At 67.8% G+C, this 19,077-nt stretch carries 16 protein-coding genes; 8 read left to right on the forward strand and 8 right to left on the reverse strand.

The window, feature by feature from the left end; genetic code table 11:
• Positions 1-230 precede the first annotated feature (230 nt).
• The 3 genes from AC1DNG_RS06680 to AC1DNG_RS06690 form a co-directional block, all read right to left on the reverse strand.
• Positions 231-911, reverse strand: coding sequence for a FadR/GntR family transcriptional regulator (locus AC1DNG_RS06680; protein ID WP_223913963.1), 681 nt, complete (start codon positions 909-911; stop codon positions 231-233).
• Positions 908-2,200: an MFS transporter gene (locus AC1DNG_RS06685; RefSeq protein WP_476886971.1), complete on the reverse strand. Its 1,293-nt coding sequence runs from the start codon at positions 2,198-2,200 to the stop codon at positions 908-910. Before AC1DNG_RS06685 ends, AC1DNG_RS06680 begins: the two co-directional genes overlap by 4 nt.
• Positions 2,201-2,359: 159 nt before the next feature.
• Positions 2,360-3,802 (reverse strand): PucR family transcriptional regulator, encoded by a 1,443-nt coding sequence (locus tag AC1DNG_RS06690; RefSeq protein WP_079550035.1) that lies wholly within the window; start codon positions 3,800-3,802, stop codon positions 2,360-2,362.
• Positions 3,803-3,948: 146 nt separating this feature from the next.
• Between AC1DNG_RS06690 and AC1DNG_RS06695 the strand changes: the two genes are divergently transcribed.
• Both AC1DNG_RS06695 and gabT read left to right on the forward strand, forming a co-directional pair.
• Positions 3,949-5,379: a gamma-aminobutyraldehyde dehydrogenase gene (locus AC1DNG_RS06695; RefSeq protein ID WP_476886972.1), complete on the forward strand. Its 1,431-nt coding sequence runs from the start codon at positions 3,949-3,951 to the stop codon at positions 5,377-5,379.
• An 83-nt stretch (positions 5,380-5,462) separates the two neighbouring features.
• A complete protein-coding gene (gene gabT / locus AC1DNG_RS06700) occupies positions 5,463-6,827 on the forward strand; it encodes a 4-aminobutyrate--2-oxoglutarate transaminase (protein WP_476886973.1) in 1,365 nt (454 codons plus the stop codon).
• Positions 6,828-6,977: 150 nt separating this feature from the next.
• Here gabT and AC1DNG_RS06705 read toward each other — a convergent pair whose 3' ends face one another.
• The gene (locus AC1DNG_RS06705) at positions 6,978-7,760 is read right to left on the reverse strand and encodes an AMIN-like domain-containing (lipo)protein (protein ID WP_476886974.1); all 783 of its coding nucleotides are present in this window, start codon (positions 7,758-7,760) and stop codon (positions 6,978-6,980) included.
• Positions 7,761-7,952: 192 nt separating this feature from the next.
• Between AC1DNG_RS06705 and AC1DNG_RS06710 the strand changes: the two genes are divergently transcribed.
• Entirely contained in the window at positions 7,953-8,825 is an 873-nt protein-coding gene (locus tag AC1DNG_RS06710) for a universal stress protein (protein WP_223913727.1), read from the forward strand.
• Here the strand turns inward: AC1DNG_RS06710 and AC1DNG_RS06715 are convergent.
• The 4 genes from AC1DNG_RS06715 to rarD all read right to left on the reverse strand — a co-directional run bounded on the left by AC1DNG_RS06715 (position 8,792) and on the right by rarD (position 12,693).
• Positions 8,792-9,622 (reverse strand): class I SAM-dependent methyltransferase, encoded by an 831-nt coding sequence (locus tag AC1DNG_RS06715; protein ID WP_230007475.1) that lies wholly within the window; start codon positions 9,620-9,622, stop codon positions 8,792-8,794. The genes AC1DNG_RS06710 and AC1DNG_RS06715 overlap by 34 nt on opposite strands.
• 35 nt (positions 9,623-9,657) lie before the next feature.
• Entirely contained in the window at positions 9,658-11,190 is a 1,533-nt protein-coding gene (locus AC1DNG_RS06720) for a putative bifunctional diguanylate cyclase/phosphodiesterase (protein ID WP_223913729.1), read from the reverse strand.
• On the reverse strand, positions 11,177-11,581 hold the full coding sequence (locus AC1DNG_RS06725) for a DUF7793 family protein (RefSeq protein WP_476886975.1): 405 nt from the start codon (positions 11,579-11,581) through the stop codon (positions 11,177-11,179). The genes AC1DNG_RS06720 and AC1DNG_RS06725 overlap by 14 nt, the downstream gene beginning before the upstream one ends.
• A gap of 92 nt (positions 11,582-11,673) precedes the next feature.
• The gene (gene rarD / locus AC1DNG_RS06730; RefSeq protein WP_476886976.1) at positions 11,674-12,693 is read right to left on the reverse strand and encodes an EamA family transporter RarD; all 1,020 of its coding nucleotides are present in this window, start codon (positions 12,691-12,693) and stop codon (positions 11,674-11,676) included.
• Positions 12,694-12,823: 130 nt separating this feature from the next.
• Between rarD and AC1DNG_RS06735 the strand changes: the two genes are divergently transcribed.
• The 5 genes from AC1DNG_RS06735 to AC1DNG_RS06755 all read left to right on the forward strand — a co-directional run bounded on the left by AC1DNG_RS06735 (position 12,824) and on the right by AC1DNG_RS06755 (position 19,034).
• Positions 12,824-14,269 carry an FAD-dependent oxidoreductase gene (locus tag AC1DNG_RS06735; protein ID WP_230007477.1) on the forward strand — a complete coding sequence of 482 codons (1,446 nt, stop codon included), beginning with the start codon at positions 12,824-12,826 and terminating at the stop codon, positions 14,267-14,269.
• Positions 14,270-14,384: 115 nt separating this feature from the next.
• Entirely contained in the window at positions 14,385-15,764 is a 1,380-nt protein-coding gene (locus tag AC1DNG_RS06740) for a GAF domain-containing protein (protein WP_476851253.1), read from the forward strand.
• A gap of 145 nt (positions 15,765-15,909) precedes the next feature.
• Positions 15,910-17,433: an acetaldehyde dehydrogenase ExaC gene (gene exaC / locus AC1DNG_RS06745; protein WP_230008636.1), complete on the forward strand. Its 1,524-nt coding sequence runs from the start codon at positions 15,910-15,912 to the stop codon at positions 17,431-17,433.
• A 163-nt stretch (positions 17,434-17,596) separates the two neighbouring features.
• On the forward strand, positions 17,597-18,607 hold the full coding sequence (gene adhP / locus AC1DNG_RS06750; RefSeq protein ID WP_476887063.1) for an alcohol dehydrogenase AdhP: 1,011 nt from the start codon (positions 17,597-17,599) through the stop codon (positions 18,605-18,607).
• 16 nt (positions 18,608-18,623) lie between these two features.
• Positions 18,624-19,034, forward strand: a complete 411-nt coding sequence (locus tag AC1DNG_RS06755; protein ID WP_223913736.1) for a DUF779 domain-containing protein — start codon at positions 18,624-18,626, stop codon at positions 19,032-19,034.
• Positions 19,035-19,077: the final 43 nt, after the last annotated feature.

A 19,077-nucleotide genomic window follows, 5' to 3' on the forward strand; every position in this document is an offset into this window, starting at 1 on the left:
AGTGTTGACCGCGGCTCGGGTCCGGTCTACGGCACTAAGACCCTAATGGGCGGCGGCGGAACCGGGTGTCTCGGCCGAGCCGGCCCCTGCTGCTGGGCGCAGGGGCCGGCCGTCCGGGCTCGGCGCTGACGCCGATGATGACGGAAACCCGCCTGGCCGCGAGGCCGGTGCGCGGGTGGCGGCCGCCACTGAGACAGAGCATCTTCCGCGCACCTTGGGAAAGCCTTGGGTTAATCCTGGAGCCATTCCGCGCAGGAATTCAGATTCCGGGTGACGCTTTCGACGGCGGCCGCCTCGTCGCGGGCGGCAATTGCGGCCACGAGTTCGTCGTGGCCCTCGTGCGGCAGGCCGTTGAAGCCTCCCCGACGCTGCTGGCGGAGCAGGTCGTTGTGGAATACGCTGCCGAAACTGACATACAGCTCATGCAGCAGCGGGTTGGCGGACGCCTCCGCCACGCGCGCATGGAAGTCCCAGTCTGCCCGGGCCCACGCGGCGTAGTCCTCGGCGAGCCAGGCGGCACGGCGGGCGGTGAGCAAACCGCGCAGGGCGGTGAGGTCGTCGGCTGTCGCGTGGCGTGCAGCGAGCCTGGCCGCCTGGGTGTCCAGCCCGACCCGGACCTCGAGGATGTGCTCCTGGGAGTGGTCCTCATACATCCGCTGCGTGGCGCCTGCGATCTCGCTCGTGGCGCGGACATACGTGCCGTCCCCGCGGCGGACCTCGAGCATTCCGCTGTGGGCCAGCGCTTTGATGGCCTCACGCAGGGTGCCACGGGAGACCCCAAAGGCGGCCATCAGCTCAGGTTCGGCCGGAATGCGCTGCTGCAGCGGCCACTCGCCCGAGTGGATCAGGGCCCGCAGCTTGGCAGTGATTTCCTCCGCCAGCGGTGGCCGGTGCGAAGCTGTGAGTGTCATCGCCGGGTTCCTTCCGGGGCGTGCGGGGCGGTGGCCCGCAGCTTTTTGGCTGCCAGTTCCTTGGCCCGCAGCTCCTTCGGTCCGGCCGAGAGCAGGTGGCCCACCGCGATCTGGCCGAGGGCCACGGCCAGCAGCAGGGCCAACGGCAGCGTCCAGGAATTGGTGGCGCTGTGCAGCAGGCCCATGCCGAACGGGCCGAGCGTCGCCAGCAGATACCCGGCGGACTGCGCCACGGTGGACAGCGCGGTGGTCTCGGCCGTGCTGCGGCCGCTGCGGCTGATCATCACCATGACCAGCGGGAAAATGCCGAGTCCGAATCCCAGCAGCACCGCGGTCAGAGGAGCCCAGTCCGTCGGCACGACCAGCATCGAGAGGACGCCGAGGGCCATGGTCACGGTGGCCAGATAGAACGCGGTCCGAAGCATCCGGGGGCGTGATCCGATGGCCACCAGCACCATGCCGGCGGGGACGGAGACGAGCTGCATGAGCCCGAACATCAGCCCGCTGTCGGACGCGGAGAGCCCCATCGTGGCCAGCATGTAGGGGAACCAGCTGAGGACGGCGTAGGCCAGGAGCGCCTGCACTGTGAAGCCCAGCGTGATCATCGCGCCGGTGCGGGTCCGCAGCAGGGGCCACGGCGAAACCCGGGCGGCCTTGCCGGGGGATGCGTTGCGATGGGCGTGCACCGCGATCGGGAGGAAACCGAGGCACGCCCCCAGGGCCAGGAATCCGATCGCGCCGACGCCCGCCGACGGCGAGCCCAGGGCCTGGGCCACCGGAACGATCAGCACGGCGGTGGCAGTGGCGCCTGTGGTCATGGTCAGCGTGTAGACGGCGGTCATGAGGGACGTGCGGTCCGCGAAGTGCACGCGGATGAAAGAGGGCATGGCCACGTTGCAGATTGCCAGCCCGGACATCCCCGCCACGGTGCCGGCCAGGAGCATCCCGGTGGACGGGACGCCGCGGAGCAGCAGCCCGGCCGCCAGCATCACGAGGGAGAGCAGGATGGCCTTTTCCAGCCCCAGCTGCCGGGTGAGCCAGGACGTGGCAGCGCCGGCCACCGCGAAGCACAGCGTGGGGATCGAGGGGAGCAGCGCTGCGATCAGCGGGCCGTAGCCCAGGACAGCCTGCAGGTCGTGGAAAAGCGCGGCGGCGCCGGTGATGCCGGCACGCAGGTTGAGCCCGATGAGCACGAGCGCCACGACGCCGGCCACGATCACGCCCCGCGGGCGGACCGCGCCGGGTGGAGCTGTCTGGGAAAGTGCGGAAGCCGCCGTGCTGCTAGCCATAGCTAAAGGTTAGACGTTTGATGTTTGAGACTCAGCCTTTAGTGGCGAATATCTCTGCAAGTGACAGAAAGCAACGCGGGGTCACTTAGCGCCCATCCCGGGCCGCTCAATGGGCGCTAAGTGACCCCGCGTTGCCTGCGGGCCGGACTCGAAGCGCGGTCAGCGCGGATGCCGGGCGCTGAGCCGCTGCACCGCGAGCGCGAGCCAGAGCTGCACCCGGTCCGCTGTCTGCGCGGGGTCGTATCCGGTGAGTTCGGTGATCTGCGCCAGCCGGTAGCGGACCGTATTGCGGTGCAGCGTCAGTTCCTCGGCAACGGCCGCCACCGAGCCGTTGTTGCCGAGGTAGCTTTCCAGCGTGGCCATGAGTTCGGCGCCGTGCGCCGCGTCGAAGGCCCGCAGCGGGTTCAGTGATTCGTTGGCCATGTCCGCCAGCGGAACGTCCTCGCTCGCGAGCAGCAGCGAGGTCAGACTCAGCCGCTCGGGCTCGTTGACCGGCAGCCCGTGGCTGGCCGCGTCACGGGCCTCGAAATAGCTCCAGCGCAGGCCGTTGGGCTTGGTGTACGCCCCGCCTATGCCGATCGTGGCATGGATCCCGGCCTCGGCGAGGTGGTCGCTGAGGCTGCGGGCAAGGGCGCTCGCGCCGCTGCCGTCGTCGGCCACCACCACCACGAGGTCCTTCCCGACGACGGAGCCGACCGCCGCGGCCAGCGGCTGGGGCAGCGAAGAGCTGCCCAGCTGCTTCTGGTGGGCGGCCGATTCGGCGAGCAGGACCACGTTCTTGCGGGTGCTGTTGATGCCGACGCCGGCCAGACGGCGGGTGGCTTCGGACGCCTCCAGCGTCCCGTGGATAACGTCGTCGAGGACCTGGCCCGCCAGCGCCCGCTGCGCCTGCCGTTGTTTGACCATGTTGTTGAGCTCAACGCTGATCAGGTTTTGGGCGTAGCCCACGATGCCCGTGTCCTCGAACGGCTGCTTCACCCACAGGGTGCAGGCATCGCGGCGTCCCGTGGGGATGGGATAGGACGCCCAGCCCTCGGCCTTGGGCGCCGGGTGGCCCGCAACGCTGTTGTACAGCTGGGCGGTGAACTGGGTCAGGACGATCTCGGTGCGCAGCATCGACCCCAGGTGTTTCAGGAGCTCGGCCAGGCCGCCGCCCGTCAGCAGGGCGCGGGCCAGGATCTGGTGCCCGGCGATGAGCCGCTCAAGCTTGACCAGGTGGTCCGCGGACTGGGCGTCGGCCACGAGCTTTCCGATCGCGATGAACGGTGTCTCGTAGGGCACTTCCACCACCGGCAGGCCCCACCGGTTGGCTTCGGCGATCAGGGCCGGCGGAACGGCGTCGTGCGTCAGGCCGACCCCGAACCCGATGCCCACCGCGCCTGCCCGCTGGACCTGACGCACAAACCGGCGCTGCTCCGCGGCACTTTTGAGCCGCATACCGGTCGTCAGGATCAGTTCGCCGCCATTGAGGAACCGCTGCGGATCCTCCTGTTCGGTGACGGCCACCCAAAGAATGTCCTGGTGCCAGGTGGTTTCGGCGAGTCCGGCCTTGGTGAGATTCAGGGACGGAACTCCCAGTAGGGCTGCGAGTGAAATGGCCATGGATTCAGGATAGCCGGGTGCTGGTCAAGCGCACTAAAGTTCTGCGGGGATGGTGTGCAGGTGCCTATTCCCTGCCTTGGCCTGCTGGCATAGGCTCGTGACCAGTCACACATCCGTCATTGGCAGTAAGAAAGAGGTTGTACACCGTGGTTCAAACCTTGCAGAACTTCATCAACGGCGAGTTTGTCACGCCCGCCGGCACAGGATTGCTGCCCATAGTGAACCCCACCAACGGTGACGTGGTGGCGCAGGCGCCGATCTCGGTGCAGGCCGACGTCGACGCCGCCATGACGGCAGCCAAGAACGCGTTCAAGACCTGGAAGCACACCACGCCCGGGCAGCGGCAGCTCATGCTGCTCAAGCTGGCGGATGCCGTCGAGGCCAACAGTGACGAGCTCGTGGAGGCCCAGCACCGCAACACCGGCCAGGTCCGCTCCCTGATCGCCTCTGAGGAAGTGGCCGCGGGCGCCGACCAGCTGCGCTTCTTCGCAGGCGCCGCCCGCATCATGGAAGGCAAGTCCGCCGGCGAGTACTTCGAAGGCCACACCTCCTACGTGCGCCGCGAGCCGATCGGCGTCGTTGCGCAGGTGGCCCCCTGGAACTACCCGTTCCTCATGGCCATCTGGAAGATCGGGCCTGCCCTGGCCGCCGGCAACACCGTGGTCCTCAAGCCCTCGGACACCACCCCCGAGTCCACCCTGGTGCTGGCCCGGCTCGCCGGTGCGATCTTCCCGGCCGGCGTCCTGAACGTTGTTCTGGGCACCGGCGAAACCGGCGCCATGATGGTCGAGCACAAGGTCCCCGGCCTGGTCTCCATCACCGGTTCCGTCCGCGCCGGCATCGCTGTCGCCTCGGGTGCCGCCAAGGGACTCAAGCGCGCCCACCTGGAACTCGGCGGCAAGGCCCCGGCCATTGTGTTCGCCGACGCCGACATCAAGAAGAGCGCCGCGGCGATCGCCGAGTTCGCCTTCTTCAACGCCGGCCAGGACTGCACGGCCATTACGCGCGTCCTCGTCCAGGATTCGGTGCACGACGACGTCGTTGCCGCCATGGTGGAGCACACCAAGACCCTGCACACCGGCTCGCAGAACGACGAAGACAACTACTTCGGCCCGCTGAACAACGTCAACCACTTCAACGCGGTCACCTCCGTCGTCGAGCACCTGCCGGCGAACTGCAAGATCGAGACCGGCGGCCACCGTGCGGGCGAGAAGGGCTTCTTCTTCGAGCCCACCATCGTCACCGGCGCCAAGCAGAGCGATGACATCGTCCAGAAGGAAACGTTCGGCCCGGTCATCACGGTGCAGAAGTTCAGCACCGAGGACGAGGCCGTGGAACTGGCCAACGACGTGGAATACGCCCTGGCCTCGAGCGTCTGGACGACGAACCACGGAACCGCCATGCGCCTGAGCCGCGACCTCGACTTCGGCGCCGTCTGGATCAACACCCACATTCTCCTCACCGCCGAAATGCCGCACGGTGGCTTCAAGCAGTCCGGCTACGGCAAGGACCTGTCCATGTACGGCGTGGAGGACTACACCCGCATCAAGCACGTCATGAGTGCGCTCGACGCATAACGCAGACGCATAACGCAGACGCTGCTAACTCAACCTGACGCATAACTCGCGCGCCTCAACCGCACGCTTAGGAAGGCCTTCCCATGACCACCACCGCACATGACATCACCTACCGGCTCGAGCAGAAGCGCCGCGTCCAGGCCGACTTCCCGGGCCCCAAGTCCGTCGCCCTGACCGAACGCCGCAAGGCGGTCGTCGCCGCCGGCGTCGCGTCCAGCGTCCCGGTCTTCGTGGCCGACGCCGACGGCGGCATCATCCACGACGTCGACGGCAACTCCTTCATTGACCTCGGCTCCGGCATCGCCGTGACGAGCGTCGGCGCCTCGGACCCCGCCGTCGTCGGCGCCGTGAAGGAAGCCGTGGAGCACTTCACCCACACCTGCTTCATGGTCACGCCGTACGAGGGCTATGTCGCCGTTGCCGAGCAGCTGAACCGCCTCACCCCGGGCGACCACGAAAAGCGCACGGTGCTGTTCAACTCCGGCGCCGAGGCGGTCGAAAACGCCGTCAAGGTGGCCCGCCTGGCCACCGGCCGGGACGCCGTCGTCGCGTTCGACCACGCCTACCACGGCCGCACCAACCTGACCATGGCGCTGACCGCCAAGGCCATGCCGTACAAGACCAACTTCGGCCCGTTCGCGCCCGAGGTCTACCGCATGCCGATGAGCTACCCGTTCCGCGAGGAAAACCCGGAGATCACCGGTGCCGAGGCCGCCAAGCGCGCCATCACCATGATCGAGAAGCAGATTGGCGGCGAGCAGGTTGCCGCGATCATCATCGAACCGATCCAGGGCGAAGGCGGCTTCATTGTCCCCGCCGACGGGTTCCTGCCCGCGCTGGCGGACTGGGCCAAGGACAAGGGCATCGTGTTCATCGCCGATGAGGTCCAGTCCGGCTTCTGCCGCACCGGTGAATGGTTCGCCGTGAACCACGAAGGTGTTGTCCCGGACATCATCACCATGGCCAAGGGCATCGCCGGCGGCATGCCGCTCTCCGCCATCACAGGCCGCGCCGATCTCCTCGACGCCGTCCACCCGGGCGGCCTCGGCGGCACCTACGGCGGCAACCCGGTGGCGTGCGCAGCAGCGCTGGCGGCGATCGGCTCGATGGAGCAGTACGACCTCAACGGCCGCGCCAAGCACATTGAAGAGATCGCCCTCGGCAAGCTGCGCGAACTCGCCGCTGAGCTTGCTGACGGTTCGGTGATCGGTGACGTCCGAGGCCGCGGCGCCATGCTGGCCATTGAACTCGTCCAGGCCGGTTCCAGGGAGCCGAACCCGGAGCTGACCAAGGCCGTCGCCGCAGCCTGCCTCAAGGAGGGTGTCATCATCCTCACCTGCGGCACCTACGGCAACGTCATCCGGCTGCTGCCGCCGCTGGTCATCAGCGACGAGCTGCTGCTGGACGGCCTCGGGGTCCTGGCCTCGGCCATTAAGGCCAACGCCTAGCCCAAGGCCCAATGAGCTGCCGGGAAGGCGATCCTTTCCCGGCGAGCCGGCGCTACCCGAAAACGGGCGACACAGCAGAGGAGCCGCGGACACCTTGTCCGTGGCTCCTCCGCTGTTTCCGGCCTGGCTTTTCCGGCCCTGCATCCGGTCCTACTTCCAGGCGGTCGCGTCCAGCTGGATCGCCACCACGTACAGGTGCTGGCCCTGCTCGATCTTCTCCACCTCAGTGACCCGCACCTTCGTTTCCGGAATCGTGCCCATCGGACGGCCGACGCCGATCCCGTAGCTCAGCACGCCCTCGAAGTCCCCGGCCGGCGCGTAGCTGGTGAGCGCCTGGTATCCGATTGCCGGCGGCGGCGCACTGGTCACGGTGCTGGCCGTGCCGTCCGCGGTGTGTGACTGGGCCCCGCGGAAGGTCACCTCGAGGAGGGTTCCCGTGCCCGGCATCGGGATGGGCAGGCCGCTGCCGTCGTCGACGAGTTCGGGGACCATTTCGACGTCGTAGCTGGGGAAGCCACCGGTGAACCGGAAGCTCAACTGGTCGTACGGCGGCGCGTCGGAGGGGTGCTGGCCCGCGCCGATGGCGGCCAGCGTCGGCAGCGGTGCCGCCGGCGGGGGCGCGATCGGCACAGGGTTCTTGTGGTCCGTATGGAACGGAGTGGTTGGCCCCGGCACGGACCAGTCGTGGGTGACCGTGGAGGAGATCACCTTGTCGCCTGGTTGCGGCGGTGCCGTTTCGTCGGCATCCCCGGTTGCCGACGGCGACGGGCCGGCGGTCGGGCCGGCGGAGGCGGTCGGGGACTGCGACGGCGGCTGGCTGCCGGCGGAGGGCTGCGGGGCCGGCGGCGTGCAGGCAGTCAGGACCAGCAGGAGCGTCAGGGTTCCCAGTCCCGCGGCCCGCGTCCGGGTCCGTCCGTTGCGAATGGCGTCCATGGTGCGCTCCCCTCGACCATTCCAGCGTAGGTCCGGAAGATTGTGCTGGTCAGGGTAATAAGTCACCACCTTTTTGAGGTTCCGCTGGACTAGAGTCGTTCCTATCCACTGCAGGAACGCAGACCGGCCGACGTCGCCCGGAACCCCCGGGGCGCAGCTGGCATCTGCCCCAGACCCAAAAGGGGTTCATACATGCGATACGTAGTCGGCTATACACCCACCGAACGTGGTGCGGACGCCGTTGCCCTGGCCTCAGCCATGGCCCGCGCGCAGGGAGCGCATCTCGACCTGGTCTATGTGGTGGATCGGCACACGCCCTATGTGGCGATGAATCCGGAAGGAAACCAGGTCAGCGCCGCGGAGCAGCAGATCCGCTCAGCGGAACGCCAGGGAATGGAACTGGTCCCTGAGGGGCTGGAGGCGCACTTCCATGTCCGACAGGCAGAATCGTTCGCGGCCGGCCTCATTGAGGCCGCACTCGAGTACAGGGCAGGCTTGATCGTGGTGGGTGCCGCCAGCAGCGGCCTGTTCAAGCGCCATACCGTGGGCAACGTGGCCAACGCCCTGCTGCACGCTGCCCCGGTTCCGGTGGCACTGGCGCCGCGCGGCTACCGCCATACCGAAGCCATCACGCGTCTGACCCTCGCGGTGGGCCAGCGCGTCGGAGCGGAGGCGGCGATCGACGTCGCGATCGAATCCGCCGAGCGCCGCGGGGTGCCGCTTCGGCTGGTTTCCCTCGTGGAACTGGACGTCGAGGGGGACGGCGGGGAGAACGTCAACGCCGCCCACATCCACGCCAACACCGTCCTCGCTGCCGCCGCGCACCGTCTGCCGGAGGGCCACCACGTCAGCGTGGAGGTCGCCCACGGCCGCACGATCGAGGAAGCGATCGATGACCTGGAATGGGACGACGGCGAGGTCATGATCGTCGGGTCCTCCCGCCTGGCGGAGAAGCACAAACTGTTCATTGGCAGCACGGCTTTCAAGGTGCTGCGGGCGCTCCCCGTTCCCATGGTCGTGGTCCCGCGCGACTACCAGCGGGTGGATGCCTTCCCGGAGGTCTGAGGCCCCGGGGCCAGGACCGCCCAATACGCGGGAATGTTGCTGGGCGGTCCACCGGCCTCCATCGGCACCGTCTTCAGGACGGTGGGTCCCTCCGCGATGAGGGTCCAGCAGTCCGGGGGAAACACGCGGGAGCGTTGCCCGGCACCGAAGTGGCCCGGTTTCGGCAACGAGGCAATGGCCTGGCGGAGCGGTCCCGGGATCCGCTTGCCGGTGGCGCCGAGTTCCCTCAGGTAGCTCAGGGCGCCGCCCGGGACGTTCGTTTCGACGAGGTAGATCCTGCCCCGGGTGCCCAGGAGCGCTTCGATGGAGCCTGCGAGGCGTGCCTGCCGACGCCGGCTGAGGACATGGAGCACGCCGCGGACAAAGACGTTGGCGTCGCCGAGTTCGCGCGCCAGCGCAGCCGCCGCGGCCGGCTGCGTGGCATCCAGGCTCCGGAAACTGAGGCCCGCGACCTGCGGCTGCGCGGAATGCGCGGCTGCCACGGCTTGGGGTGAGACGTCGACGCCGAGGACCGAGGCGAAGATGGCGGTGAGTCGCCGTGTGATGGTGCCGTTCCCGCAGCCGAGATCGATCACCGGAAGGCTGGTGTCCATCGCGCCGGCCATCACCTGCAGGTGGTGCCGGATCTCTTCGTTCCCGGCGCCCGGGGCGGCGTCCCAGATGACCGGTTCCCGGAGGGACCCCTGGGACACGCCGCGCCAGAAGGCATCCCAGCGCCGGTCCGGGCGGCTGGGACGGTGCAGGGAGAGCACGGCAACCCTGGCTGCGAGCCGGACAGTGTCTGCCACCCTGTGCACGCGTTTTCCTGTCTTGCGTCTGCCCGCCGGAACGCTCACGCGACCGCGCCGTCTCTGTGCCCGAGCAGGTCCGTCATGTCCGCCACCGGGAGCGGGCGGCTGAAGAAATAGCCCTGGCCGAATTCGCAGTTCAGCTGCCGCAGCCTGTTGGCTTGCTCCCTGTCCTCGATGCCTTCGGCGACGGCGCCCAGCCCGGCCGAATGGATCAGCTGCAGGATGGCGGCGACGAAGGTTTCCTGCTGCCGGTCCGTGGTCAGCCCGTCGAGCAGGGACTTATCGATCTTCGCCTGCGCGGCGGGGAGCGTGCGCAGGTAGCTGATGGAGGAATAGCCGGTGCCGAAGTCGTCGATCTCGATCCGGACGCCGAGGTCATTGAGTGACTGCATGGTGGCGGCCACCTCGGGGCCGCCGCGCATGATCGCGGTTTCGGTGATTTCGATCGAAATATGGCGGGGCTCGACGCCGTGCTGGGCCAGCAGGCCTTCGACGTAGGGTGCCAGATCGACGTGGTGCAGGTCCGCGGGGGAGAGGTTGATGTGCGTGCTGAAGTCCGCGGAAAGCCCCGGATCTGACTTCCAGCGGCCGGTTTGTGCGATGGCGTTCCGGAGCACCCAGTGGCCGATTTCCACGGTGAGCCCGGCCTCGTCGGCGGCGTCGAGGAAGGTATCCGGCCCCAGCAGGCCCAAGGCGGGGTGGCGCCAGCGGATCAGGGCCTCGGCGCCGGCGATCGCTCCGGTGCGCAGGTCCATGATGGGCTGGTACTCCAGCTCGAGCTGGTCCATCGCCAGTGCCGTCCGCAGCTCCGCCACCTGGTGGACCCGCTGCTTGGCGGCCTCGTGCATGGCCGCGGAAAACACCAGGAGGGTGTCCCTGCCGCGTTTCTTGGCCTCGTGCATGGCGATGTCGGCATCGCGGATGAGTTCCTCGCTTCGCAGGCCCGGTTCCCCCAGCCGGACACCGGTGCCGGCCGTGAGGGCGACCGCCACACCGCCGGCAACGATTCTGTCCTTCAGTGATTCGCCGAGCCGGGCAGCGGTCTGCAGCACGGACTCCGTGTCCTGGTCCGCGACGAGCACCGCGAATTCATCGCCGCTGAGGCGCGCGATCAAGTGGCCCGGTCCGGCCGCGGCGCTAAGCCGCAGGGCCGTCTCGCGCAGCACGGCGTCCCCGGCGGCGTGGCCGAGGCTGTCGTTGATGAGCCGGAAGGAATCAAGGTCCATCAGGATCAGGGCCGGCTGGCGTCCCGTGCCGGCCCCGGCAACGGCTTCGGCCACTTTTTCCTGCAGCAGCGAGCGGCTGGCCAGGCCGGTCAGCTCATCGGTGTTGATGACGCGCCGGAGTTCGGCTTTGGCCGCCTCCAGGAGCGCGGTCCGCTCGGCGACCCGGACTTCCAGGTCCTCGTACATGCTCTGAAGCTCTTCGGCCAGGAGGTTGATGCCGGTGGTGACTGCGTCTATCCCGTCCCGGGCCGGTGAGACCGGCAGCCGGTTCGACAGATCGCCCGAGGACAGTACGACGATGCCGTCCACGAGGTCCTCGAGGCGGCGGTCATCATCACGCCCCGTCATGGCCCTGCGAGGTCAGCCAGCGGACCGCCTCTTCACCGTTGGTGAAAAAGCGTGTCGGAACCGGCGCGGAATTGACGCCGAGGAAGAAGTTGGCGAGGACCCGGTCTACGGCGGAGGAGCCGAGGAGCGCGATTGCCGAGGCGTCGCAGTGCTTGGCGAACACGGCCCGGGCGGCCCGGCTGACGGACTCCGTGGTGGCCATGTCGATCAGCAGCGGCGTGGGCCGGCCGTCGCACAACTCATTGACACGATCCATGGCCAGCTGGGCGTTGGGGGCATCAATCACCACGCCGCGGGCCCACTGAAGGCGCAAGATGCCGTTGCTGTCGAAGTCCAGGGACGAGATGTCGCGCCCGCCCTGAGTTTCACGATCCTCTTGTGGCACCAGCAATCCTCAATTTCGCCCCGACATATCCCCTTCATGATGACACTAACGCACGGCGGCAGGGGCAAGCAGGCCGCCAACCCGCCGGGGCGGTAGTGCTAGGCGGCGGCGCGGGCCCGTTTCCGGGTCACGGAGTTCTTCCGGGCCGTGTGCAGCATGTCCACGGTCAGTACCAGCAGCGCCAGCCAGACGACGCCGAAACCGGCCCACCGGTCAGGTGTCATGGTTTCCTTGAACACGACGAGCGCCACTATGAACTGCAGGACGGGCGCGAAGTACTGCAGCAGCCCGATCGTGATCATCGGCAGACGGCGGGCGGACGCGCCGAAGAACAGCAGGGGCACCGCGGTGATGACGCCCGACGCCACCAGCAGCCAGAAATGGCCCGCACCGTTTCCGGCCAGAGTTGCCGACCCGCTGACCGCGAGGAAGATCATGGTGGCCGCAGCTACGGGCGCCAGGACGATCGTCTCCACGGTGAGGCTTGTGATCGCCTCCGCCCGCGGGCCCACGCGCTTCTTGACGAATCCGTACAGGCCAAAGCTCAGCGCGAGTGTCAGTGCTATCCAGGGGAGCTTGCCGTAGGAGACCGTCAGCACCCCGACGGCCACGAAGCCGATGCCGACGGCGGCCCACTGCAGCGGCCGCAGCTTCTCCTTCAGGACGAAGACCCCCAGCAATACGGAGACCAGCGGGTTGATGAAGTAGCCCAGGGAGGCCTCGACGGCCTGGCCGGTGGTCACGCCGTAGGTGTACGTCAGCCAGTTCACCGCGATCAGGGCAGCGGCGATGGACAGCGGCCCAATCACCGTGCGGTCCCGGAAAGCAGCAGCCAGCACCCGCCAGGACCGTGTGACGGTTATGAGCAGGACGCAGAACAGGAGGGACCAGACCACCCGGTTGGCGACGATTTCGACCGCACCGGCCGGATGCAGGACGTAGAAGTACAGGGGCAGCAGCCCCCAGAGCCCGTAGGCGCCGATACCGAACAGGATTCCCGCCGTCGTGTCCTTGTCCACCGGTGCCGGTCCGCCCGGCCGGGCCGGCGCCGGCCCAGCGGCCGGGCCGGCCGGCGCTGTCAATGGGGCGGGGGACAAGGATCCTTCGGGCTTAGACACAAGACCAATAACACCACCTGCGCGGCGCCTATTCCTGCCAATCGGAGCGCGAGCGGGCCGGTCACATTTAGAATGGGGGCCTGTGCGCTGTATCTACTGGCGCTGTCCCTAAGACTCAGAAGGGCTCCCGGTGTCCAACTCGGCCGAATCCACATCCTCTCGTCCCCTCCGTGTCGCGATTGTTGGCGCCGGCCCGGCCGGTGTCTACGCCGCGGACATCCTGACGAAGTCCAATGAGGTCAAGGACGGCGACTTCCAGGTCAGCATCGACCTCTTCGAGGCGTATCCGGCGCCCTACGGCCTCATCCGCTACGGAGTGGCTCCCGACCATCCGCGGATCAAGGGCATTGTCAACGCGCTCCACAAGGTCCTGGACCGCGGCGACATCCGGTTCCTCGGCAACGTCACCTATGGCCGGGACCTGACGCTGCATGACTTCCGCGCGTTCTACGACGCCGTCATCTTCTCCACCGGCGCCATCAAGGACGCGGACCTGGATATTCCCGGGATCGGCCTGGAGGGATCCTTCGGCGGGGCCGACTTCGTCTCCTGGTACGACGGCCACCCGGACGTGCCGCGGGACTGGCCGCTGGAGGCCAAGGAGATTGCGGTGATCGGCAACGGGAATGTGGCCCTCGACGTGGCCCGCATGCTGGTCAAGCACGCCGATGAACTCCTGGTCACCGAAATCCCGGACAACGTCTACCGGGCGCTCAAGGATTCGCCGGTCACCGACGTCCACGTGTTTGGCCGCCGCGGCCCGGCCCAGGTGAAGTTCACGCCGCTGGAGCTGCGCGAACTCAGTCACGCCAAGGACGTGGACATCGTCCTGTATCCAGAGGACTTCGAATTCGACGAGGCTTCGGACGAGGCCATTCGCAGCAACAACCAGATCCGGACCATGGTCAACACCCTCACGAACTGGCTCGTCGAGGAGCACGCCGAGGCCGAGGAACCGTCCTCGCGCCGGCTGCACCTGCACTTCCTGCACAGCCCCGTCGAAATCTATGGAACAACAGACGACGCCGCGAACCCCGGCAAGGTCGCCGGCATCAAGTTCGAACGCATGCAGCTGGACGGCACCGGGAACGTCAAGGGCACCGGTGAGTTCCTCGACTACCCGGTCCAGGCCGTCTACCGCGCGATCGGCTACCACGGTTCGCCGCTGGATGAGCTGGAATACGATGCCCGCCGCGGCGTCGTCCCGAACGAAGGCGGCCGCGTGCTCGACGCCGAGGGCAACCCCGTGCCCGGAATCTACGCCACGGGCTGGATCAAGCGCGGCCCCGTCGGGCTGATCGGCCACACCAAGGGCGACGCGCTGGAGACCATCGGCTTCCTGCTGGAGGACCGGCTGACGCTGCCGCCGGCGCAGAACCCGGACCCGCAGGCCATCATCGACCTGCTCCAGGAGCGCGGCATCGAGTACACCACGTGGGAAGGGTGGATCAAGCTCGATGCCCACGAGCTCGCCCTCGGCGCCGAGTGGTCCGCGGCGGAGTCCGCCAACGGCATCGAACGGGAGCGCATCAAGGTGGTGCCGCGCGAGGACATGATCGAGATTTCCCGCGGCTAGGCTGTGACAGCCTGAGGCGGCAGGCCGGTGCGTTTCCAAACGCCCCGCGCGGAACTAGACTGGGCCGGACGAGGCGGCCTTCGGCACGCCGTCGAGCCCGTCCGGTGGGAGTTCAATGAGGAAACTGGTCCATCCCGCAGCACTGTTGCCGCCGGCAGGCGGAGTCACCGCAGCGCTGCGCCAGCAATATGCCAGCGCGGGCCATGAGCAGCTGGATTCCCGTGGAATGGCGTTCTCCGAGGGCCTGCAGTTGCCCGGGATCAGCACCCTGATTCAGGAATCGTGGCAGCGCTCCGTCCGGCTGCAGGCCAACCCGGACAACCCCGAGGCGCCGCTGGCCATGGACCGCGAGGAACTCGAAGAATACCGCCGCCAGCACCCCCTGGCCGCCATCATGCCCGTGATCCACAAGCTCCTGGTCCTGCCCAGCCACGACAGCGGAATGCTGGTAGCCGTGGGTGACGAGGTCGGCAGGCTCCTCTGGGTGGAAGGGGACGCCGCCCTGCAGCGCCGGGCCGAGGGCATGATGTTCGTCCCGGGCGCCGACTGGTCCGAGGCGACGGTCGGCACCAGCGCCCCCGGCACCGCGCTGGCCCTGGGCCGGGGAATCCAGATCTCCGGCGCCGAGCACTACAAGCGCTCCGTGCATCCGTGGAGCTGTACGGCGGTGCCGTTCCACGACCCGGATTCCGGCGCCCTGCTGGGGGTCGTGGACATCACCGGCACGGAGTCGGCCGTGGCCCCGCATACGTTGTCGCTGGTAGAGGCGACGGTCGCCGCGGCCCAGGCGCATCTGCGGGTCGAGCGGCTGCAGCTGGCCGCCGCCGGCCAGTCCTCGCCGTCCAGGCGGCGGAACTCGACGCCGAAAACGGCCGGGGGACCGGGCGCCAGCAGCCTCTACCGCAACAGCCTCCAGTTGCTCGGCCGCGACCAGGCCCTGCTCAGCATTGACGGCCGCACCGTGGCCATGTCCGCCCGGCACAGCGAGATCCTGGCCCTGCTCAGCACCCACCCGGCGGGGCTGAATGCCGAGGAGCTTTGCGCCCTCCTGTACCCCGGGGACGCCTCCACCATGACGCTGCGCGCCGAGATGGTGCGGCTGCGCAAGGTACTTCAGCAGCTCAACCCCGATGCCGTGCCGCAATCACGCCCCTACCGGCTGCCGCTGGACCTGGTCCCCGACGCCGGACAGGTGCTGGACTGCCTGCAGCGCGGCGCCCACCGGATAGCGCTGGAAATCTACCGCGGCGCCGTGCTGCCCCGCTCCGAGGCCCCCGGCATCGTGGAGCTGCGGGCCAGGGTCTCCGCGCTGATGCGCGAGGCACTGTTGACGGACGGCAGCGCGGAATCGCTCCTGAAATACGCCGCGCTGCCCGAAGCAAAGGACGACGTCGACGTCCGCATCGCCGCGCTGAAGCTGCTGGCGCCGCGCTCGCCCAAGCGCGCCGCCGTCGTCGCCGATCTGGAACGGCTGGACCGCGAGCTAAGCGCCTGACCGTCGCGGACCGCCGGAATGCCCCGCCAGTGACCTGGCTCACTCCGGTTGCAACCTGACTGCAACCTTCACGCGCCTACGCTGGGTGCAACGGGGGCCGGAAGCGCCTTGCAGCCCCCCATCTTGCACAGCAAAGGAGCTAGCAATGACTGTTTACGCCCAGCCCGGAACCGAGGGCTCGAAGGTCACCTTCAAGGACCGCTACGAAAACTGGATCGGCGGCGAGTGGGTTGCGCCGGTCAAGGGACAGTACTTCGAGAACATCACCCCGGTGACCGGCAAGGCTTTCTGCGAGGTGGCCCGCGGCACCGCCGAGGACATCGAACTGGCGCTGGATGCCGCCCACAAGATTGCACCGTCCTGGGGCAAGACCTCCGTGGCCGAGCGTGCCGCGATCCTGAATAAGATTGCCGACCGGATCGATGAGAACACCGAGATGCTCGCCGTCGCCGAGTCCTGGGACAACGGCAAGCCGATCCGCGAGACCCTCAACGCCGACATTCCGCTCGCCGCCGACCATTTCCGCTACTTCGCCTCCGCCGTCCGCGCCCAGGAGGGCCGGCTGTCCCAGCTCGACGACGACACCACCGCTTACCACTACCACGAGCCGCTCGGCGTCGTCGGCCAGATCATCCCCTGGAACTTCCCGATCCTCATGGCCGTCTGGAAGCTCGCCCCGGCCCTCGCCGCCGGCAACGCCGTCGTCCTGAAGCCGGCCGAGCAGACGCCGTCTTCGATCCTGGTGCTGATGGAACTCATCGGCGACCTGCTGCCGGCCGGTGTCCTCAATGTGGTCAACGGCTTCGGCGTCGAGGCCGGCAAGCCACTGGCCTCCAGCCCCCGCATCCGCAAGATCGCCTTCACCGGCGAAACCTCCACGGGCCGCCTGATCAGCCAGTACGCCAGCCAGAACCTGATTCCGGTCACGCTGGAGCTTGGCGGCAAGAGCCCGAACATCTTCTTCAACGACGTCGCGGACACCAATGACGCGTTCTACGACAAGGCCCAGGAGGGCTTCACGCTCTTCGCCTTCAACCAGGGTGAAGTCTGCACCTGCCCGTCGCGCGCCCTGATCCAGGAAGACATCTACGAATCCTTCATGGCCGACGCCGTGGCCCGGGTGGAGAAAATCATCCAGGGCAACCCGCTGGACACCGAAACCCAGCTCGGTGCCCAGGCCTCCAACGACCAGCTGGAAAAGATCCTCTCCTACATTGACATCGGAAAGCAGGAGGGCGCCAAGGTGCTCACCGGCGGTGCCCGGGCCGAAATGCCCGGAGACCTGGCCGGCGGCTACTACGTCCAGCCCACCATTTTCGAGGGCCACAACAAGATGCGGATCTTCCAGGAGGAAATCTTCGGCCCGGTTGTTTCCGTGACCCGCTTCAGCGACTACAACGACGCCATGGGCATCGCCAACGACACCCTGTACGGCCTCGGTGCCGGCGTCTGGTCCCGCAATGGCAACGTCGCCTACCGCGCCGGCCGCGAGATCCAGGCCGGCCGCGTGTGGGTCAACAACTACCACGCCTACCCGGCAGGGGCCGCGTTCGGCGGATACAAGTCCTCCGGCATCGGCCGCGAGAACCACTCGATGATGCTGGACCACTACCAGCAGACCAAGAACCTCCTGGTCAGCTACAACGAGAACAAGCTCGGCTTCTTCTAAGCCGCACTGACCCGGGCGGGGCGGATCGCGCATGATCCGCCCCGCCCGCACCACTTGTGCACCTACACGGAGGGACGCCGGCTCACTGCACACGCCCTTTAGCCACACCCAAGTTTGATGACGCAAGGATTTCGCCATGACGACGACAATGACGACGACGACAATGCAAGCCGCGGTAGTTACCGAATTCGGCAAGGACCTCCAGATCCAGACCCTCCCCGTTCCCGTGCCGGGCCGCGGTGAGGCACTCGTCAAGGTGCTGACCACCGGCGTCTGCCACACCGACCTGCACGCCGCGGAGGGCGACTGGCCGGTCAAGCCGTCCCCGCCGTTCATTCCCGGCCACGAAGGCGTCGGCGAGGTCGTCGCCCTCGGTGAGGGCGTCACGGACCTGGCCATCGGCGACCTCGTCGGCAATGCGTGGCTCTGGTCCGCCTGCGGCGACTGCCAGTACTGCCGCACCGGCTGGGAGACCCTGTGCGAGGCCCAGCAGAACGCCGGCTACAGCGTCGACGGTTCCTTCGGCGAATACATGCTGGTCGACACCCGCTTCGCGGCCAGGATCCCGGCCGGCTCGGACCCCGTCGAGGTGGCTCCGGTGCTCTGCGCCGGCGTGACCGTCTACAAGGGCCTGAAGATGACCGAAGCCAAACCGGGCCAGTGGGTCACCATCTCCGGCATCGGCGGCCTCGGCCACATCGCCGTCCAGTACGCCGTGGCGATGGGCCTGCGCGTCGCGGCTGTGGACATCGCCGACGACAAGCTCGCCCTGGCCAAGAAACACGGCGCCGAGCTGACGGTCAACGCCCTGCACGAGGATCCGGCCGAAGTTATTCAGCGCGAAACCGGAGGTTGCCATGGAGTCCTGGTCACGGCAGTGCACCCGTCAGCATTCGGGCAGGCCATCGGGATGGCGCGGCGCGGCGGAACGATCGTGTTCAACGGGCTGCCGCCGGGGGACTTCCCGGCGCCGATCTTCGAGATTGTGCTCAAGGGCCTGACGGTCCGCGGCTCCATCGTGGGCACCCGGCAGGACCTGGAGGAAGCGCTCGAGTTCTACGCCCAGGGCAAGATCCACCCCACGGTCTCCACGAGGGAACTCTCCGAGGTCAACGCCGTTCTTGACGAGATGAAGCACGCCAAGATCGACGGCCGAGTGGTCATCAAGTACTGATGAAGGACGGACTCTGATGCCAGCGACAAAGCTCGACGCCGCCGTGACCCTCCCCGGGGAGGACTTCTCCCGGGTGGCTCTCACCCCAGAGGCGGTGGAACTGCTGCTCAAAATGTGGGTGCAGCACGGACCGCTGATGTTCCATCAGTCCGGCGGCTGCTGCGACGGTTCCTCGCCAATGTGCTATCCCGCCGGGGAGTTCATCACGGGGGACTCGGACGTATTGCTCGGCCTGTTCGACATTTCCGACGGGCTGCGGCCCCAGCCGCTGGAATTCTGGATGTCGCGGGAGCAGTTCAACTACTGGAGCCACACGCACCTGACTGTCGACGTCGTTCCTGGCCGGGGGAGTGGTTTCTCGGTAGAAGCGCCGGAAGGCAAGCGGTTCCTGATCCGCTCGACGCTGATGGAAAACTGGCCGGTCTAGGCGGCCTGGATGGTCTGAAACGGAGCAGCTGCGCGCAAGCGGG

It is taken from the genome of Arthrobacter sp. 01T425, assembly GCF_056398725.1.

What these genes read in the sequence shown, in the direction of transcription:
- AC1DNG_RS06680 (WP_223913963.1), bottom strand. Translation starts at nt 911, where the DNA reads ATGACACTCACAGCTTCGCACCGGCCACCGCTGGCGGAGGAAATCACT.
- AC1DNG_RS06685 (WP_476886971.1), bottom strand. Translation starts at nt 2,200, where the DNA reads ATGGCTAGCAGCACGGCGGCTTCCGCACTTTCCCAGACAGCTCCACCC.
- AC1DNG_RS06690 (WP_079550035.1), bottom strand. Translation starts at nt 3,802, where the DNA reads ATGGCCATTTCACTCGCAGCCCTACTGGGAGTTCCGTCCCTGAATCTC.
- gabT (WP_476886973.1), top strand. Translation starts at nt 5,463, where the DNA reads ATGACCACCACCGCACATGACATCACCTACCGGCTCGAGCAGAAGCGC.
- AC1DNG_RS06705 (WP_476886974.1), bottom strand. Translation starts at nt 7,760, where the DNA reads ATGGACGCCATTCGCAACGGACGGACCCGGACGCGGGCCGCGGGACTG.
- AC1DNG_RS06710 (WP_223913727.1), top strand. Translation starts at nt 7,953, where the DNA reads ATGCGATACGTAGTCGGCTATACACCCACCGAACGTGGTGCGGACGCC.
- AC1DNG_RS06720 (WP_223913729.1), bottom strand. Translation starts at nt 11,190, where the DNA reads ATGACGGGGCGTGATGATGACCGCCGCCTCGAGGACCTCGTGGACGGC.
- AC1DNG_RS06740 (WP_476851253.1), top strand. Translation starts at nt 14,385, where the DNA reads ATGAGGAAACTGGTCCATCCCGCAGCACTGTTGCCGCCGGCAGGCGGA.
- exaC (WP_230008636.1), top strand. Translation starts at nt 15,910, where the DNA reads ATGACTGTTTACGCCCAGCCCGGAACCGAGGGCTCGAAGGTCACCTTC.
- adhP (WP_476887063.1), top strand. Translation starts at nt 17,597, where the DNA reads ATGCAAGCCGCGGTAGTTACCGAATTCGGCAAGGACCTCCAGATCCAG.
- AC1DNG_RS06755 (WP_223913736.1), top strand. Translation starts at nt 18,624, where the DNA reads ATGCCAGCGACAAAGCTCGACGCCGCCGTGACCCTCCCCGGGGAGGAC.